The sequence below is a fragment of the Hahella sp. NBU794 genome, from assembly GCF_050749805.1.
GTDB lineage: Bacteria > Pseudomonadota > Gammaproteobacteria > Pseudomonadales > Oleiphilaceae > Hahella.
Genome location: NZ_CP192738.1, coordinates 1,197,002 through 1,212,919, shown reverse-complemented (window position 1 = coordinate 1,212,919; position 15,918 = coordinate 1,197,002). Strand labels below are relative to the sequence as shown.

Annotated in this window: 13 protein-coding genes; 10 read left to right on the top strand and 3 right to left on the bottom strand. The window is 47.2% G+C overall.

The genetic code is table 11. The annotated features are described in order from the left end of the window. The first annotated feature begins 242 nt into the window (after nucleotides 1-242). From ACQYWX_RS05375 to ACQYWX_RS05330, 10 genes are all read left to right on the top strand, one after another. A complete protein-coding gene (locus ACQYWX_RS05375) occupies nucleotides 243-4,517 on the top strand; it encodes an RHS repeat-associated core domain-containing protein (RefSeq protein WP_431688131.1) in 4,275 nt (1,424 codons plus the stop codon). Continuing rightward, complete coding sequence (locus ACQYWX_RS05370; protein WP_431688130.1) at nucleotides 4,514-5,080, top strand: hypothetical protein; 567 nt, start codon at nucleotides 4,514-4,516, stop codon at nucleotides 5,078-5,080. Before ACQYWX_RS05375 ends, ACQYWX_RS05370 begins: the two co-directional genes overlap by 4 nt. A 71-nt stretch (nucleotides 5,081-5,151) precedes the next feature. Then, nucleotides 5,152-6,117 (top strand): DUF4123 domain-containing protein, encoded by a 966-nt coding sequence (locus ACQYWX_RS05365; protein ID WP_431688129.1) that lies wholly within the window; start codon nucleotides 5,152-5,154, stop codon nucleotides 6,115-6,117. Then, nucleotides 6,114-7,253 carry a hypothetical protein gene (locus tag ACQYWX_RS05360; protein ID WP_431688128.1) on the top strand — a complete coding sequence of 380 codons (1,140 nt, stop codon included), beginning with the start codon at nucleotides 6,114-6,116 and terminating at the stop codon, nucleotides 7,251-7,253. The genes ACQYWX_RS05365 and ACQYWX_RS05360 overlap by 4 nt, the downstream gene beginning before the upstream one ends. A gap of 9 nt (nucleotides 7,254-7,262) precedes the next feature. Further along, the gene (locus tag ACQYWX_RS05355; protein WP_127968790.1) at nucleotides 7,263-8,111 is read left to right on the top strand and encodes an immunity 49 family protein; all 849 of its coding nucleotides are present in this window, start codon (nucleotides 7,263-7,265) and stop codon (nucleotides 8,109-8,111) included. A 184-nt stretch (nucleotides 8,112-8,295) separates the two neighbouring features. After that, on the top strand, nucleotides 8,296-8,871 hold the full coding sequence (locus ACQYWX_RS05350; protein ID WP_431688127.1) for an imm11 family protein: 576 nt from the start codon (nucleotides 8,296-8,298) through the stop codon (nucleotides 8,869-8,871). Between the two features lie 23 nt (nucleotides 8,872-8,894). Further along, nucleotides 8,895-9,479, top strand: a complete 585-nt coding sequence (locus tag ACQYWX_RS05345) for an imm11 family protein (protein ID WP_431688126.1) — start codon at nucleotides 8,895-8,897, stop codon at nucleotides 9,477-9,479. Nucleotides 9,480-9,600: 121 nt separating this feature from the next. Beyond that, complete coding sequence (locus ACQYWX_RS05340) at nucleotides 9,601-10,089, top strand: imm11 family protein (RefSeq protein WP_431688125.1); 489 nt, start codon at nucleotides 9,601-9,603, stop codon at nucleotides 10,087-10,089. Between the two features lie 149 nt (nucleotides 10,090-10,238). After that, entirely contained in the window at nucleotides 10,239-10,547 is a 309-nt protein-coding gene (locus ACQYWX_RS05335; RefSeq protein ID WP_431688124.1) for a hypothetical protein, read from the top strand. Between the two features lie 326 nt (nucleotides 10,548-10,873). Beyond that, nucleotides 10,874-11,338: a hypothetical protein gene (locus tag ACQYWX_RS05330; RefSeq protein ID WP_431688123.1), complete on the top strand. Its 465-nt coding sequence runs from the start codon at nucleotides 10,874-10,876 to the stop codon at nucleotides 11,336-11,338. 139 nt (nucleotides 11,339-11,477) lie between these two features. Here ACQYWX_RS05330 and ACQYWX_RS05325 read toward each other — a convergent pair whose 3' ends face one another. The 3 genes from ACQYWX_RS05325 to ACQYWX_RS05315 are packed head-to-tail and all read right to left on the bottom strand — an operon-like array spanning nucleotide 11,478 to nucleotide 15,899. Then, nucleotides 11,478-12,332: a restriction endonuclease gene (locus tag ACQYWX_RS05325; RefSeq protein ID WP_431688122.1), complete on the bottom strand. Its 855-nt coding sequence runs from the start codon at nucleotides 12,330-12,332 to the stop codon at nucleotides 11,478-11,480. Further along, nucleotides 12,319-13,461 carry a 5-methylcytosine-specific restriction endonuclease system specificity protein McrC gene (mcrC, locus tag ACQYWX_RS05320; protein WP_431688121.1) on the bottom strand — a complete coding sequence of 381 codons (1,143 nt, stop codon included), beginning with the start codon at nucleotides 13,459-13,461 and terminating at the stop codon, nucleotides 12,319-12,321. The genes ACQYWX_RS05325 and mcrC overlap by 14 nt, the downstream gene beginning before the upstream one ends. Beyond that, a complete protein-coding gene (locus tag ACQYWX_RS05315) occupies nucleotides 13,461-15,899 on the bottom strand; it encodes an AAA family ATPase (RefSeq protein WP_431688120.1) in 2,439 nt (812 codons plus the stop codon). Before ACQYWX_RS05315 ends, mcrC begins: the two co-directional genes overlap by 1 nt. Nucleotides 15,900-15,918: the final 19 nt, after the last annotated feature.

Genomic DNA, 15,918 nt, shown 5'->3' with positions numbered 1-15,918 from the left:
AGTCTATATGCAATGCCGCCCCTAGCCCAAAGTAAAACAATTTTGTGGCGTGTGTTTTACAATCATCCCTTCAAGCTATTATTGTAAGCTGGCTCTTGCTTCCTATGCCGATAGGGTTATACATCCTGACGTCTCCGGATAGTAAAATATTCTTGCATTGTACTAATACGTAACACTTCTTAGCTCAGCGTCATCTCCGCCTTAAGGGTCAGGAAAGGCGTAATACAAGGGATGTTTCCTGCATGTATTCCACCCGCTCTTATGCATTTAAGCACTGGTCTGATATCACTGTCGCCGATCTTCCATTTATCGAGTCTCCCTTTTTTGCAGCGAGCTTTGCCGACCGTTGCTTGAGCAACGACTTTAAGGTCAGCGATGTCGCCAGCAATTTATGCGGCTATCACTTCCGCTCGGGGTTTAGGGCTTTTCCTGGGCGTGGATCTCCCCACTTCCGCAAGTGGAAGGATGACTTTGTCGGAGGCGTTGAGCGCGGCGAAATACTGTTGGTTTTTTCTGATAAGAAGAAGCCTTTCTGTCCAGTTATCAACGAGAGCGAAGAAGGTCCAGTACCTGTCAGTTCGGAGGTGAGACTTGCCGAGCGTTTGATTGCTCGCGCCAATCCGGCCCCACCGCCGCCCCCGGCGGTGACTGGAGAAGTCATGGAGGTCACGCAATTAGCCGGCAATCCCGGCTGGTCTAGTGAGAAAAGAGCGTCCAGTAGCCATCAAGCTTCCGCTGCTGCAGCGCCCGCCGCCGCACCAAGCTCTGCGCCAGCACAGGCGAAAGGGCCCGATGAGGAAGCGCAAGCACAGACATTAAAGAATACCGCTCAGGAAGGGCTGCCGTTTTGTGAGGAGTGTGAAAAGGCCGCCGCGCCAGCAAACGCACCCAAGTCTGAAGATACCCCCGCGACCAGTGATAAAACGGGCGTAAACGACAATGGCGAAACCTCTCAGGATAACGTCAATTCCTGCAAAAACGGCCACCCCATCAGTATGGTCACTGGCGAAGAGTTATTAGACCAACTGGATTTTAAACTCTCTGGACCCCTCCCTCTGATTTGGAAAAGAACGTACAAGTCCTCCAACCATAATCAGCGCGGATTAGGTCATGGCTGGACACACTTTCTTAGCCAGCAGTTAGAAGAAATTGATGGCCGTATCGTCTTTACAACGGATGAAGGACGTTACATCGATTTCCCTTTGCCGTCAGAAGGCGAGATGGTCCGAAACAGTGCGGAGCACTTTGAGCTGCATCGCTTGGGCGAGCGCCACTTCGTGCTAAAACAGCTGGGTAAACCCAGCCTGGCTTTCTCAGGCAATAACGGCGTATATCGACTTGAGTCTGTGCTGGATTCGTTGGGTAACCGTATTGATGTCAGCTATTGGGTGGAGTTAGAAGAGCATGAGCGTCCGGTAACGATTGTAACCACCTCCGGCGGCAAACGGTTGCATCTACTGCATAACGCATACGGTTTGATCTGTGAAGTCCAGAATGTCCATGACGACGGTCGCGTAGATAGCCTCGTTAAATATCAATATGACGAAGCCCAAGATCTGGTTGCAGTAACCGATCCTGCTGGTAATAGCGAAACCTTTGGTTATCGTAATCACGTGATTACCCGTCACACCCTCAAGACTGGCTTCAGCGTCTATTTTGAGTGGAATCGCTATGACAAATCCGCTCGCTGCTTACGTCAGTGGTGCGACAACGGCATCTATGACTATCGCTTTGAATGGGACTTAAAGAACCGTATTTCTCAAGCCACCGACAGTAATGGCGGGGTCACCACCTACCATTACAACGAGCGAGGGCAAGTAGTAAAAGAGATTGATCCAGAGGGCGGCGTCACCCGCAGAGCATATGATGCAGCGGGTAATCTCATCGAGGAAACCAACCCCAACGGACACAGTACTCATTACGCCTATAACGACCAAGGAAAGCTGACAACCCTGGTTGATGCGAGTGGCGGTATTTACAAGATCGATTACAACGCAGACGCCCAACCTATCAGCATCACTAATGCGCTCGGGCATAAGTGGACGCGAGAGTATGACCCGCGTGGATTAATGACGGCGCTTATCGATCCTGCCGGCCACAAAACGCAGTATAAATATAACGACCAAGGGAATCTCGAAACGGTCACAGACGCTCTCGGCAACGAGAAAGGTTATCGCTGGAACCGGAAAGGACAGCTGATCAGCGAAACCAATAACAATAAATCCACGACGTTCACCTACAACGACAACGGCGATATTAGCGTCGCCTCGACGTCAGAAGGTGAGGTTACCGCCTACAAATATGACCTGAACGGAAATATCACAGAGGTCAAACAACCAGACGGCTCTGTAGTTCGACTGCGGTATAACGCCAATGATCAGCTGACGCACTTCATTGATGGCGCCGGACGCACTACTGAATATGTCTACGATGGTTTATCGCAGGTACGGAAAAAAATTGATCCGGCCGGAAACGTATTCGAGTACCTGTACGATAATGAACGCAATCTGGTTGGCCTGATAAACGAAAAAGGCGAGCGCTACGAGCTTGCTTATGACCGTAATGAGCGCCTGATCCGCGAAGTTGGGTTCGATGGGCGTGTGCAGCAATATCAGTATGACCCTGCCGGATATTTGAAGGCTCATATCGAGGGCTTGCACTCTAACGAACAGGCGCAGACCACCCTCTTTAAACGCGACCGCATGGGGCGTCTGCTGGAAAAACACAGCCCTGATGGTGAGGTCACCCGCTTTGGCTATGACGCCAACGGTCAGTTAATCAAAGCAGCAAACTCTAATCGCAGCGTTCAATTTGGCTACAACACGTTAGGACAGCTAGTCGAGGAACGGCAGGACTACGCTGTCCTTCGCCATCAGTATGATGCGCTTGGTCACCGCACCCAAACAACTTTGCCTGATGGGCGCCGACTGGAATTTGGGTACGAATCAAATGGTTTGTTTAATCGCGCAAGCTTCAATGGCGAGTTGCTCGCCAAGGTTCAGCGCGACCAGGAAGGCCGTGAGATGCGAAGACAACAGGGCGCTGTCGAGTCTCGCTATGAATATGACGTCATGGGTCGCCTGGTCCGTCATCAAGTAAGTAGTCGCCAGACCAAAGAACGCATCATTGAGCGTCGCTACAGTTACGACGTTGGCGGTAACTTGGCTCTGATTGACGATTTCAAAAAGGGAGCGACGCACTACCATTACGACGCTCTGGATCGTTTGAAAGCCGTCGAGAGTTATTGTAACGAGGAGTTTGCATTCGACCCAGCAGGCAACATCCTGGAGGGCGCTAATCAAGCCAAAGGCAACCGTCTCAACTTCCATGGCGATCGCCACTTTGAGTATGACGAAGCAGGAAACCTCATCAGGGAGAAGCGTGGAAAAGGCGGAAAACTTGAGACGCGCTACTTCTACAACAAACAAAATCAACTGGTTGCTGTAGAGAAAGATGGGCAAAGAACTGAGTACAAGTATGACGCTCTCGGTCGTCGCGTCAGTAAGCAGGATGCTTTTGGGAAAACGGTGTTCCTATGGAATGGCGACGTTCTTCTATCCGAGCAACGTAAGCATCTGAGCAAAATCTACGTTTACGAGCCGAACTCGTTTAGACCGCTAGCCTTTATTCAAGATCAAAAAGTCTACCACTATCACCTCGATCACCTCGGTACACCGCAGGAAATGACGGACGCCAAAGGCAAAATCGTTTGGTCTGTGCGTTACAAGGCTTATGGCAACCTGGCGCTAAAAGAAACCGAAGAGGTTGAAAACTCGCTGCGTTTCCAAGGCCAGTATTTCGATGACGAGACGGGACTGCACTATAACCGCCATAGATATTACGACCCTGGCAGCGCGAGGTTCATCAACCAAGACCCGGTTGGACTGGTTGGAGGAACCAACAATTATCTATATGTACCCAATCCGACAAGCTGGGTTGACCCATTTGGCTTGACGGCTAAGCCTGGAGATTGTCCAGATGCCGTACCGGCAAACTATGACATTATGGAGGATCGGTTTAACAACGCCGTCTTGAACTTGCAGCCTCATGATGCAGAGGTTAACGAGAATGTTCGCCGGATAGTAAATGCGCGCAAGGTTCCACAGATAACGCCTCAGAATTTGCAGCATTTCAGAAACGTTAAAACTCTAACAGTTATAGCTCATGGTACAGGTCAGACGATAGGACCTTTTTCAGGTCAAGGATTAGCTGATTACCTTAAGAAGTATGGAATTTCTCCCGATAGGATTGAGGTTCTCGCATGTTGTCAAGTTCCAGGAAGCGCACGCCAAGTGTTGGCCAATGCAGCAGGCGTTCCTGTTTTTGCAGGAGGAGGACGTATGGCTGTGCAATCAAATGGTGACGTACGCGTCGTCGATGAGAAAAAGGCTACCGAGTTCTTTAAAAAAGAGGGGGCGCATCTTAAGCCCGAGGACTTAACTGCAGAACAGCAAAGGGCTTTATATTATCCTAAAGGCCAAGGCGGCACTGTTTTCTTTCCGGAGAGAGAATCATGAAAACATTCACTTTAGAGGCAATTGGGTTCTGGTCTGATCGTTACGAGGACGGAGTTACCCCTACGTATCTATGTGGCGAACTTAATTCAGACGTGAAAGCCAAAGTGATTGATTATTTGAAAAGGGGAATTCGTGGCATGTCATTTTTAGGCTATGCCAGGTGCCGTTTTGAATGTGAAGACTCAGAAACGAACGCGCTTGGCTGCGCTGATATGACCGACGGCAAGTGGATTTGGCCCGAGGGCCTTTATCACTATGTTGAGAAGCACGACCTGTTATTACCCAGGAAGTTTATTGATTATCTGGTATCGATAGATTTCGTCCTCCCAGAGATTGATAAGGATTTAGCTCGGGTTCATGAGGACCTTTTTGAAGCTAGCGATGTCGACTTTAAGATCAGCTCGCACGAATGGAATGCATGGCTAAAAGAAATGGGAGAAGACGATTATTTAAAATCTCCTGTCATCGTGCCTAAGAAGGTGCATAAATTCGATCCTGATTATGACCCCATAGCAATGGCTCACTTGATGTTTGGGGACGACGACGATAATCAAAAATTCTGATTTCTGTTTACTCAAGAGATTTGCTATGGCCACTCATTTATCTTGTGAGAGGCGCGGGATAGGATAGTTTTATGTTGGACACCTCTAGCTTGCAGCGTTTCAAAGAACATTGCCCCGGCTTTCGTCACTACTACGCGTTAGTCGACTGCGCTATTGACGAGCGCATTTATCCGCAAATAACCAAAAGCTCCTGCGACAGTTCGACGCTCTTTTGGCACGGTATTGGAGAGACATTAAAGGCCGCGTCTCCCCACATCGTCGAGTTAGGCAGTGATCAGTTCACCCATTGGTTATTTCAGGAAGGCTGGGGCAACAGCTGGTGTATTTTTTTAGCCAGCAATAAACCCATGACGGAACTTGTTCAGCACTTCCGTCGTCTTGCAAAAGTTCGCGGCCCTAATAACGAGAACTGGTACTTTCGCTATTGCGACCCACGCTATATGAGAGTGTTGCTGCCACTCTGCGACTCGGCGCAACTCAATCGCATTTTGGGCGACACCGGCGTTTTCTGGATGGAGGGCGACACGCCAGAAAAGATCAGCATATTTCAGCGTAAACAGGGAAAGCTGCAGTTTATTTCGAGAAATGTTGACGGTTCAGACTCACACGTAAGCGTCTACGACCCGACAGAACAGCCAGGCTCTGGGACAACAGATAATCTTCTCAAAATACGCCAGGATCAGTGTGAGCAGTTTACACACGCTGTCCGTCGAGAGTTCGTGCGAAAGATGGCGACAACATTTCTAGAAAAGTATCCCGACCGACTTAAATCTATTGCGCCAGACCAGCTGTTCAGGCTCGTTGATGCCGCCATTTCCCAGATGCATCAACTTGGCGCTAAAAGCCGGCAAGACGCCTATCACTTTATTAACGCTTGTATCCTGTTTGGTTGGGGCTTCCTCCAGGACGATAGCCAGAAATGGATTAGAACGGACTATCTGGAGAATTCCGAGCTGGGGAATATCAGCCTTAGATTAGAGGCTCTTTACTACTACAGTGGGCGACAGTCCATGATGGATGGGAAGTTGGAAGCATGACTGATAACAGCCTAAATGGCGCGGATGACCTGCATGTAAGCTCCCTGGCGGGCAATTGTCCTCAGTCCGGCGCACAGACGAGCAAGGTGGACAAATTCATTGAGCCGCATATGTCGGCGCTTTCAGATGATCACAAGTCTGCGGTCAAGAAAGTATTGGAGGATGGCAAGCCAACCGAGAACAGCCCCACGACGGTACTGCTGAAAACCGGTGAAAGTAGTCGACCGGAGTATACCTTTACCGACGACGATATTGATCTTGATGAAGATAAGATCACTCTAACCCGGAAAAATGCAGTTAAGTACCCAGCTAAAAAGCAATTGTCATCGGAAGAGTTCGTACATGCGGTGGTTGTTGATGGAGAGCCCATAGACAAGGCGAAGGCCAACGGAAAGGAAATCTGCTCTGTTGAAAAGAACGCGATCAAGGCCGTCTCCACAGAGATTACGACCTACGACATGAGCTTGCCGGACAATCATCCATACGCTGCAAGCCTTAATGCACTCCTAGCCGAACGCGACACGCTACGAGATGAAAGAAAAGCGCTCAAGGAAGAAGCCGCGAAGAAGCTTGGTAAGAAAGTCGAAGACTTAAAGCCTTCCGACTGGGATATGACCGAATACAACAGCAAAAATGTCGCTGCCGTTTCAGGGAAAATTGGCGAGCTATACGCCGATGTCCATGTCCAAAAAGAATTCCCGGATTTCAAGCGTATCCACCCAGAGGATATCGAAAACGCGCCCTCGCTCTCAGGGAATTTCGACATGGTTTACCAGAACGATGCGGGTGAAATCATTATCATCGAAGCCAAGGGCGCAGGCGGAACAACCGGTACTCGGAACATCAACGGTATTGACTACGAGCAAGGGACTACGGAGTATGCTGCTAATGTAACTCAGAGTATGGCGGATAAGCGCGTGTCATCAAACTTTTCTGATGAAAAGAATAGCGCAATAAGGAAAGAAGTCTATGCCGCACGAGCAATAAAGTTTGCTTCTCAGGATGACAAATCCATTCGTTATCTTAGAGTGCAAACCCCTATTGAGAATGACCCATCCGCCGTGGATAGTGTAAAGGTTTCTGAGTATCAAATAGATAAATTAAAGCTTAAATCTATTCTAGATAATGATATTTAAGTGGGAATTATGATTAAAAACAAAAGACAAGCTACTATGCGCCAAGATTGGGTTATTGAATACATTGACGGCGCTGATCGGTTGATGAGAAATGGGTGTAAGAATTTATATAGGAAGAGCGACAATGTACTTAGCGTTGCTCAAGAGTCTTTGGCGAAAGCACGGGAAATAACCCTACTGGACAATAGTTCATATGATCAAGCCGGGGCTGAAGCCATCAAGCTCTCAGCAAAGGCATATGCTGCTTATTTTACCTTAGCGCAAAATCCAGACACCACTATTGATATATCACTATCAGGTTGTGGGGAAGCGCAGCTCAATGGTGCAGGCATTGTAGAAAATGGCAGAATTTTTCCTGAACGCTGGCAAGAAGCTTACTTCACCGCAGTAGTCGCGCGCGATAGAGAAAGTATGAATAGCTTAGCTTCTTTCCCCTTAAGTCTGTTGCGCTCAAGCGCAACAAAAAGTATTGAAGCAGAGTATGTTTTAGTGGAGGCTTTGCAGAGTTTTCATTTCAGACGCGATGATTTTGTTCCGCTGATTAATAAGGCGTCAGAGCTGGCCGTTGCAGAAGGAAGTGATAAAGCACTGGATATAACTATGGGTAAGATTGAGCTATTGCTGGCCTTGGCAACCAATCTTGGCCTGGATTTTAATGAAGTCTTAGAGAAAAACCTCAAAGCTCTTATCGAATTCTTTGAGGCGCGATGTGAAGAAGACGTAGCCCCTGTTCAAAGCTTTATCCCAATGGAACTCCTGGGGATGGCTGTACAATGGTTTGATGCAGGAAACGATTTGACTGTCGAGTCTGACTACCTGCCTAAATACTGTATCGAAGGCACTTTATTTGGTGTGTAGCTTGTGAACTTGAGCCTTTGAAAGTCAGCCCGACTCAGTAACCACGCCAACTTATTATCATCCTCCGTTAGGAGGAAAAGTTGGCGTAATATTGGTGGGGACTCATATCATCGTTGGCAGCTCTTCCTTCATATACTTTCAGAGTATGGTGACGTGAAAAATGGCTAACTCTGGGAGCAAGGGGATGTACTACGTCTTTGACAGAAACTGTAAAGGCAGGTGGATTGATCAGCCCAGAGGCGATATCCCCGGTATTAAGTGGTCTTCATGGAGAAAAGGAGCTGTCCTTACAAGCCCACCGCCAAATCCCTTAAAGTTTGCTTTGAAACCATGCAGCCCACATGCATGGGATCATTCGCCATACCTACCATCATTCCTGGATGCATCCGCCCCTATTTTTAGAGATGACCTAATTGAAGCGCTGGAGGAATGTGGTGTCGATAATTTAGAAACTTATAATACTGAGATTACAGACCCGGATAATGGAGCAGTATATTCTAACTATAAGGTTGTAAATATCATTGGTCTTATTTCTGCAGCCGACATCCAAAAATCGGATGCAATAGTTCACGGCTCCGATATTTATGATGTGGACTTTGATAGCTTGGTTATTGACCCATCAAAGGCTGGAGGAAAGTACTTTTTCCGGCTAGCCGAGTCGACCAACGCACTTATCGTTCACGACAAGGTTAGGCAGCACCTGCTGGCTAAGGGATTTACCGATCTTGCTTTTTATCCTTCTGGCAAAGCTGCTCTGTAAGCCACTACAAAGGTTGGTGATAAATGTATTACATACTTGATCGAAGCTGTCCAGGACGGTGGATCGAGGACCCAGATGGCGACATTATCGACGTTGACTGGTATTACTGGCGCAGGGGAGCAAAGCTTTCTCACGTTCCACTAGACCCACTCAAATTTTCGCTTGAGAGTTTCAATCCGTATTCGGAGGATGACTCCCTGCACATGCCATCCTACCTCCAAGCTGCGGCGCCTATTTTTCGCGATGACCTTATTTCAGCCCTTGAGGAATGTGGAATCAACAATTTAGAAACCTATAACGCTGAGATTTCAGACCCGGATAATGGAGCAGTTTATTCTAACTATAAGGTTGTAAATATCATTGGCCTTATTTCTGCGGCCGACATGCAAAAATCAGCTGCGATAGTTCACGACTCAGGTAGTTCACCTCTTTATGATGTGGATTTTGATAGCTTAGTCATCGATCCAGCAAAAGCTGGTGGGCACTACTTTTTCCGATTAGCTGAGTCAACTAACGCACTTATCGTTCACGAAAAGGTTAAGCAGCACTTGCTGGCTAAAGGTTTTACCGATCTTGCATTCTATGAACCTAGTAAGGTTGCTCTATAGGATGCGAGCTTATTGGAATTAGCAAATGTATTACGCATTCGATCGTGATTGCATCGGTAGATGGATACAGAAGAGGCTAGGAGACATTCCTGGAGTAGACTGGTTCTACTGGAGAATAGGGATGGCGCTTACCGTGCCTCCTCCTAATCCTTTGAGGTTCACACTTAGCCCATACAACCCGCACTCTGCAGATGATTCACATCATATGCCTTCTTTTTTTCGCGCAGCAGCTCCAGTTTTCAGTGACGAGCTGATTGCCGCACTACGAGAGTGTGGGGTTGATAGCCTTGATGTTTACGATCTTGAGCTAATTGACCCCGACAGCGACCAAGTCTATACACACTACAAAGTGGTGAATATTGTTAGCTTGGTCTCTGCCGCAGATATGGAAAGGTCTATTGTCACAGCACATGACCCTACCAATTCAGCTTTGCACGATGTGGACTTTGAGCGCTTGGTTGTTGACCCAGAAAGAACCAACGGGCACAACTTTTTTCGCCTGGCGGAGTCCACCAACATGCTGATAGCGCATGAAAGTGTGAAACAACATCTACAAGCCAAGGGTTTTACCGATTTAGCTTTTTATAAGCTTGGCAAGATCGCGACATAGGCTACTGGCAAAAAGAGCGTTGTATCGGAGGCGCTTTATTTGGTGTGTAGCCATTAGCCTACTGTACTCTGCGAGTCCGGTGGCTAAGCATAGTGTTTAACCAGGATAGCGCTAGTCACAAAGGCAACTTTTAGTTAACTCGGCTTGATATGACTGAGAATGAAGCCATAGAAACCATCAAAGCCTGTCTTTATGCTGAGGACAGCATCCCTGTTAAGTTGAATCTAAGGGAAGGCATTGACCGAGAGCTTGTCACAAAGCTGTTTGAGGCCATGGAATATTTAACGGACATATATAAAAATAGCAGGTTCGTACCCAAAGAGCTCGCCATGGTGTTTATAGATATATCGACTCCATTTGAAAGAGCATACTCGCTGTACTCTGAAAAAGAGCAAGAAGAAATATTCGATATAAAAGAAAAAATAGTTGAACTGGCTGAAGAAATATTCAGTGTTTGAAATCATGCAGCCAAGCCTTCAAATACCCTTTAGTCCAGCCCCAAGGGGAACCGGCTGAGAAACACGCTTATTATTCAGATCATCAGGAACCATGGTCGCCCGAGATTGTAAGTAGAAGCGCATCTTGCCGCTGCCTTCAACCGCTTTGAGCTATATTCTTGGTCTTAAGTTGATGACATTGACCTAAAGCCAGGATGAGTTATCGTAAACGATATCAAAACTTTCCAGAAGAATCTGACGCATGGGCTACAGGCGCAAAAGTACGCAAACTTTGGTAAGTTGACTCACCTGTTTATCATCTAAATATACTATCAGGGTAGCTCAATATGTGCATATTAAGAGAAATAGAGGAAATTGTAGACCAATATCTTATGGGCAAATACAGCTCCCACGAGTTTTTAGCGCTAATATCCATAGAAATGAGAGAGGAGTTCATATCTTTAGGCAGCGCTAACTTTAAACCCGCCAACATCAATTTTGACTCTGGTAGCATATCATTCCGCACAGAGAAAAATCCCTCAAGGGTAGAATATTTAGAACTCCACTTGTCTCCTAAGCTAGATGTTACTCTATCCGAGATGAGTAAACTTTGGGGAGAATTCAAAGTGGTCCCAGTTGGCCCAAGTCGCATACGTCATAATTACGCTTTTCCCAAGGTATCGAAAGCCTCCTATCAATATTCAGGATATATTCGCGCACAACTGAGCGCCCCGGTCGATACACCTGATTCAAAAGTGATTACTATCATGATTCGCCGCGACCCTATTTCTAATAGCTTAATAATCGCATGATTTAAGATGCAATAACTTTAAGGATACGACAAGAACTCTTTAATCCATCAAAGTCCAGTGCCCTAACTTCGAATATTGTTATGCTATTGTGGGTTCTGTTCAAGATGAAGTCGAAAAGTTAGCGGAGTAGCCTTTCAAATTACAAGCTTAAAAACCAATCCGGCTCAACGGTGACCCTTTCAACAAGCTCTGTCTTCACACCAAGCGCTAGCTCTTTCAATTTGTCCGCGAGTTGGTCGCCATCCACAAGATCAATGGGGGCGGCGCCGTCACGGTTAGCTTCTTCAATAGCCGCTTTAGTAAAATTTCCAGTTGTGATGAACATTCCCCTGTCAGCACGACCGACAATGGCGCCACGGAAGTCTCGAATCTCTGGCGCGCCCACTGAGCCTTTGTATTTCTTGCATTGAAAGGCGATATGGAAACTCATCAAACCATTGATTCTGGCGATGCCTTTGCCATCGATACCTCCATCACCGGTACGGCCAGTGACTTCGACGTGTACAAACCCTGACTCTCTCAGCATACGCTGTGTAAGCCGCTCAAAGGCATCAGGACTCATTTCTTCAACCAGAACATGATGCAAGTGTTCGCGCCAGGCAAGTGCTTCCTCGGGGGAGTCATCCACTGATGTAGCTGGGTCGGCTGGGTCAGTGCTGCTTTTATTTCCCTTCCTATCCAGAGATCGGACATAATTCACGATCTCGCGGCTATCAATTTCAGGCGCTTGCTTCGCTTTATCCGTAAGCGCCCAGACACCGCGTGACGAATTCTCAAGATAACCAGCCTTCTTCAGGTAGGTTCTAGCCCAAGCTAATCGATAGCCAATCTCTGTTTGGCTACTTTTTTCAGGGTTGTGCAAAATGGCCCGCGTTTCTTCATCGAACTTCTCCAGATCGACTACCGCCTCATAGATCTCATCAATGCTGCCTGAACCACCTAAATTAACGAGCGCTTTCATTAACGGCAGCATTAACTGATCAAATGTAACCATGAGATTTCCCTTTAAAACTTTCTGAAAGTAATCCCAGTAACTGCTCTCTTATTATCGTTGCATCGTGACCAAGATTGACAGTGCAAAACCGAATGGAATGACCCTGTATTGTCACAAACTCATTTACCTCTCGATCAACCGATGGATGAAGAAGCATGCCGCTCGCTGATAAAGAGGTTGGGTCGCTATCAACTTCTTGGCTTCGCAGATAGGTATACATCTGATAGATATATCCACTTCTCAATGTCTCTTCACGATGCCAGCCCTGGGTTGTCACAGAGTTAAACTTGGTATCAATAACCAGACGCTCACAAGTTCTTTTACTGTCAATAATGATGTCAGTCTTCATGCTGGGGAGGATTGAATCAATTCCATCGGTCTTATCTACAATCTGCCAGTTAAATTGCTTGCCAGCCTGTACGCGCCACTCTGACTTGTCCAACGCTACTGCGTAGAATCCGGCAATACCTTTCTCAAACAGCTTTCTAAGCCATTCCTTATTTTTATCCGGCATAGCAAGATGATGTCGACCGGAAAACTCAGTGGGCAGAGCCAATGAAAATGCCAAGTCAGCCGCCGCCACCATTTTTTGATCTTCGGCATCGTGGCGGCCAAAGCGTTCACTGTTCCCGTTGTACCCGGCAGGCTTGTCGTTGTGCACACCCAGACGCGCCAGGCTTAATGCCAGTGTTCGACACCTATGCCCAAGATTGTTGTTATTGACTAACAAAGGCAGCTTTTCCAACGCTGCACGCACATAACGGTTTCTTGGCGTGTCTACGGCCAACTCTTCGAAACTGCAGCACACCTTACCTTTATCCATGAGACGGTGGCGCTCTGTGTACAGCGTGTCGATTCTTCCTCTAACCCGACCAACGACCGCAACTTTTTGTTGGTATCCATTGCTCAGGTTACGCATTAAACGTCGTTCAACTTGATGGCACAAGATTTCAGCCACCAGATCCGCAATCTCCTCAGGGTTGTCTTCTACTGCTATTTTCGCGGTGCCGATCTGGCGGTATAAGCCCGATGCATACAGCATCAACAGCCATAAATTGCGGACCGGTATTTTCCCAATTAACCGGGCATGCTCTTCTGGTGCGGTTTGTAACGCGACAGTAGTTCTCATTACATATCTTCAATGAGTGCATTGCGGGCTTTCTGAGCACGATCCAAGTCGTCAAACCAGTATTCATCCAGCAATGGACCAATTTCTGTTGCCACCACGCTTTTGTACCATTTAATCGCATCGGTAATCTTGTTGCTGAAAGCAGGCGTGACGTAACTGTGGCCAACCCTGAATTGAGCACCAAGGTTCTTGTCGTTCTCTATCTCACTATTCAAATGTAACAGCCGTTGCTCAATTTGTTTAAGAATATCCATGTCAACCCCAGCCTTAGTGTGCACCCAATTTCGCCAGGGTTCCCCGAAGGTTGGTCTAAGATCGATATAAGCAAATCGGCGGCGTAAAGCCAGGTCGACCAGAGCCAAAGAACGGTCAGCAATATTCATCGTGCCGATCACGTAGAGGTTGTCGGGCACAAAGACTCGCTCGCTATCACTACGTCGATAGCTCAGTTCCAGAGCCTCATTAGGCGTCCTCTTGTCGGCCTCCAACAGTGTCAGCATTTCACCGAATATCTGAGCGGGGTTTCCTCTGTTTATCTCTTCGATAACCACAACATACTTGGTCGTAGCGTCTTTCTTTGCGTCGTTGATCATTTCCAGGAATGGACCATCGACTAGAGTAAGTTTCCCATCACCAGATGGTCGCCAACCACGCACAAAATCTTCGTAAGTCAGATTGGGGTGAAATTGAACTGCTCGAAGCTTGCTATCGTTTTTTTGCCCCATAAGCGCAAAGGCAAGGCGTTTAGCTAGCCAAGTCTTTCCAGTTCCAGGCGGCCCTTGGAGGATCAGGTTTTTCTTGGTGCGCAGGCGTTCGAGAATGTCAGTGAGCATTTCTCTGTCTAGGAATGCCCCTTCTGCAATGATGTCATCGACGAGATACGGTTCGATAGGTGCCGCTGTAACCTCAGATTCTCCCTCATCCTCGGCTATTTCGCCTGGCAGATCAGGATCGGTGGCATTTGGATGGGCAAATGTTTCGCCATCCTTGTATAGCCACGCGGCTAACGAAAGTTCCGGGAATGAGTGAACAGGGTAAGCCTCTTCCTGAAAACGCAGCTCCAGCTCATCCAATACCTTCAAATAATCAAGCGCATTGCACCGACCTTTCGGTCCATTTTTCCCGATATCGATGCCCAGCTTCTTAGTAATATAAAGCTGTGATTGGCCATCCAGTGTGAGAAAATTCCACGGGCGTATCCAGTACAGCGCCATGGTAAGGTTCCAGCCAACACCATATTGGCCAGCTACCTTGTCATAATCAGCACTAAAATCTGTTCTGGCATTTGAACCATCACTATCTGAAAATTGTAGAGCCTTCTCAAAGAAACCCCAGAGTGATGCAATATCGTCAGGATCGCGCTTTTCCTCAAAGCCAAAGAACCATGACTTCTGATTATTCAGAATTGGAATCCCTTCAAAAGAACTGGGAACGGATTCGTCTACGCCCAAAAAGTCGGCAAGTTCTTTTGCGATCGATTTTCGGTTGTCATCGGTAATGCCTCGATTAAACAAGCCCATGACCGTGAACGGATCGATGTCGTCCAGGTGTTTGTCTTTTATATAGGAAAGGTCAAAACGATCAGCCAACTGGGTGACAAAAGTGATCAGCTTGCTGTGGTCCGCTTTGTGCGCAATTAACCCATCTGCAACGGCGGCATAGAAGCGACTCCAGAGAAAGCGCTTATCATCAGGCTTGGCCGAATCTCCGTAACGCTCCTTCCAATATGGGGCATTACGGAAACGATCAATATCCTGAATACTTGCTTTGAAAGTGAAATCGATGAGAGAGTCAGTCTTCCACTCACCAGGTAGCACTCGCCAGACCGTACTTCGATTGGTGAAAAAATACCACTCTCTCACTGGATCTAAACGGGGCTCCCAGTCGACATCAACGTGCTGACCATCCCCATGATTCTTTGTTACGACTCCAATAGCTTTAATGCCCATAACTGATACAGCTTGCCCCTTGCTATCAAAAGGCAGATCTTTTTTGCGGGTGTAGGATGACTTAATTGCAATTTTGTCGCCTGGCTGCATGGAGCGAACAACATCCAAGTACCTGTCCTTATAACCGTTTTGCCATTGACCTTCAGAAAGGAATCTATCGGTTTGGTCATCATTGCCGTCATAGGATGCACCGACAAACCAATAAGACTTTGGAGTGGCTGATGATCCGGCACGCTTCAATACTTCATCGTACACAGCGTTGACTATTTGAAGGTCATGCCTATCGAGAACAGAGCGAAGGCGGATTTTTAATTCAGCCTGGGTGCTACTTTTTTTATGCCAATCGGTGAACTTCTTAGACTCATTGACCACCTGATTAATTTCAGAATTGACAGCCTTAGCTTTCTCTTGATCGAGAACAATATCCTTTGCTTTGGCCTGATCAATAAGGAACTGTACGAGGCTGTCATCTTTTGATTCATTAATCATATTTGATCACTTTTTTCCT

Excerpts from the sequence above, each read along its gene's own strand:
- ACQYWX_RS05345 (WP_431688126.1), top strand. The coding sequence starts at position 8,895 with ATGTATTACATACTTGATCGAAGCTGTCCAGGACGGTGGATCGAGGAC.
- ACQYWX_RS05350 (WP_431688127.1), top strand. The coding sequence starts at position 8,296 with ATGTACTACGTCTTTGACAGAAACTGTAAAGGCAGGTGGATTGATCAG.
- ACQYWX_RS05325 (WP_431688122.1), bottom strand. The coding sequence starts at position 12,332 with ATGGTTACATTTGATCAGTTAATGCTGCCGTTAATGAAAGCGCTCGTT.
- ACQYWX_RS05315 (WP_431688120.1), bottom strand. The coding sequence starts at position 15,899 with ATGATTAATGAATCAAAAGATGACAGCCTCGTACAGTTCCTTATTGAT.
- ACQYWX_RS05330 (WP_431688123.1), top strand. The coding sequence starts at position 10,874 with ATGTGCATATTAAGAGAAATAGAGGAAATTGTAGACCAATATCTTATG.
- ACQYWX_RS05355 (WP_127968790.1), top strand. The coding sequence starts at position 7,263 with ATGATTAAAAACAAAAGACAAGCTACTATGCGCCAAGATTGGGTTATT.
- ACQYWX_RS05340 (WP_431688125.1), top strand. The coding sequence starts at position 9,601 with ATGGCGCTTACCGTGCCTCCTCCTAATCCTTTGAGGTTCACACTTAGC.
- ACQYWX_RS05365 (WP_431688129.1), top strand. The coding sequence starts at position 5,152 with ATGTTGGACACCTCTAGCTTGCAGCGTTTCAAAGAACATTGCCCCGGC.
- mcrC (WP_431688121.1), bottom strand. The coding sequence starts at position 13,461 with ATGAGAACTACTGTCGCGTTACAAACCGCACCAGAAGAGCATGCCCGG.
- ACQYWX_RS05360 (WP_431688128.1), top strand. The coding sequence starts at position 6,114 with ATGACTGATAACAGCCTAAATGGCGCGGATGACCTGCATGTAAGCTCC.
- ACQYWX_RS05335 (WP_431688124.1), top strand. The coding sequence starts at position 10,239 with ATGACTGAGAATGAAGCCATAGAAACCATCAAAGCCTGTCTTTATGCT.
- ACQYWX_RS05370 (WP_431688130.1), top strand. The coding sequence starts at position 4,514 with ATGAAAACATTCACTTTAGAGGCAATTGGGTTCTGGTCTGATCGTTAC.
- ACQYWX_RS05375 (WP_431688131.1), top strand. The coding sequence starts at position 243 with ATGTATTCCACCCGCTCTTATGCATTTAAGCACTGGTCTGATATCACT.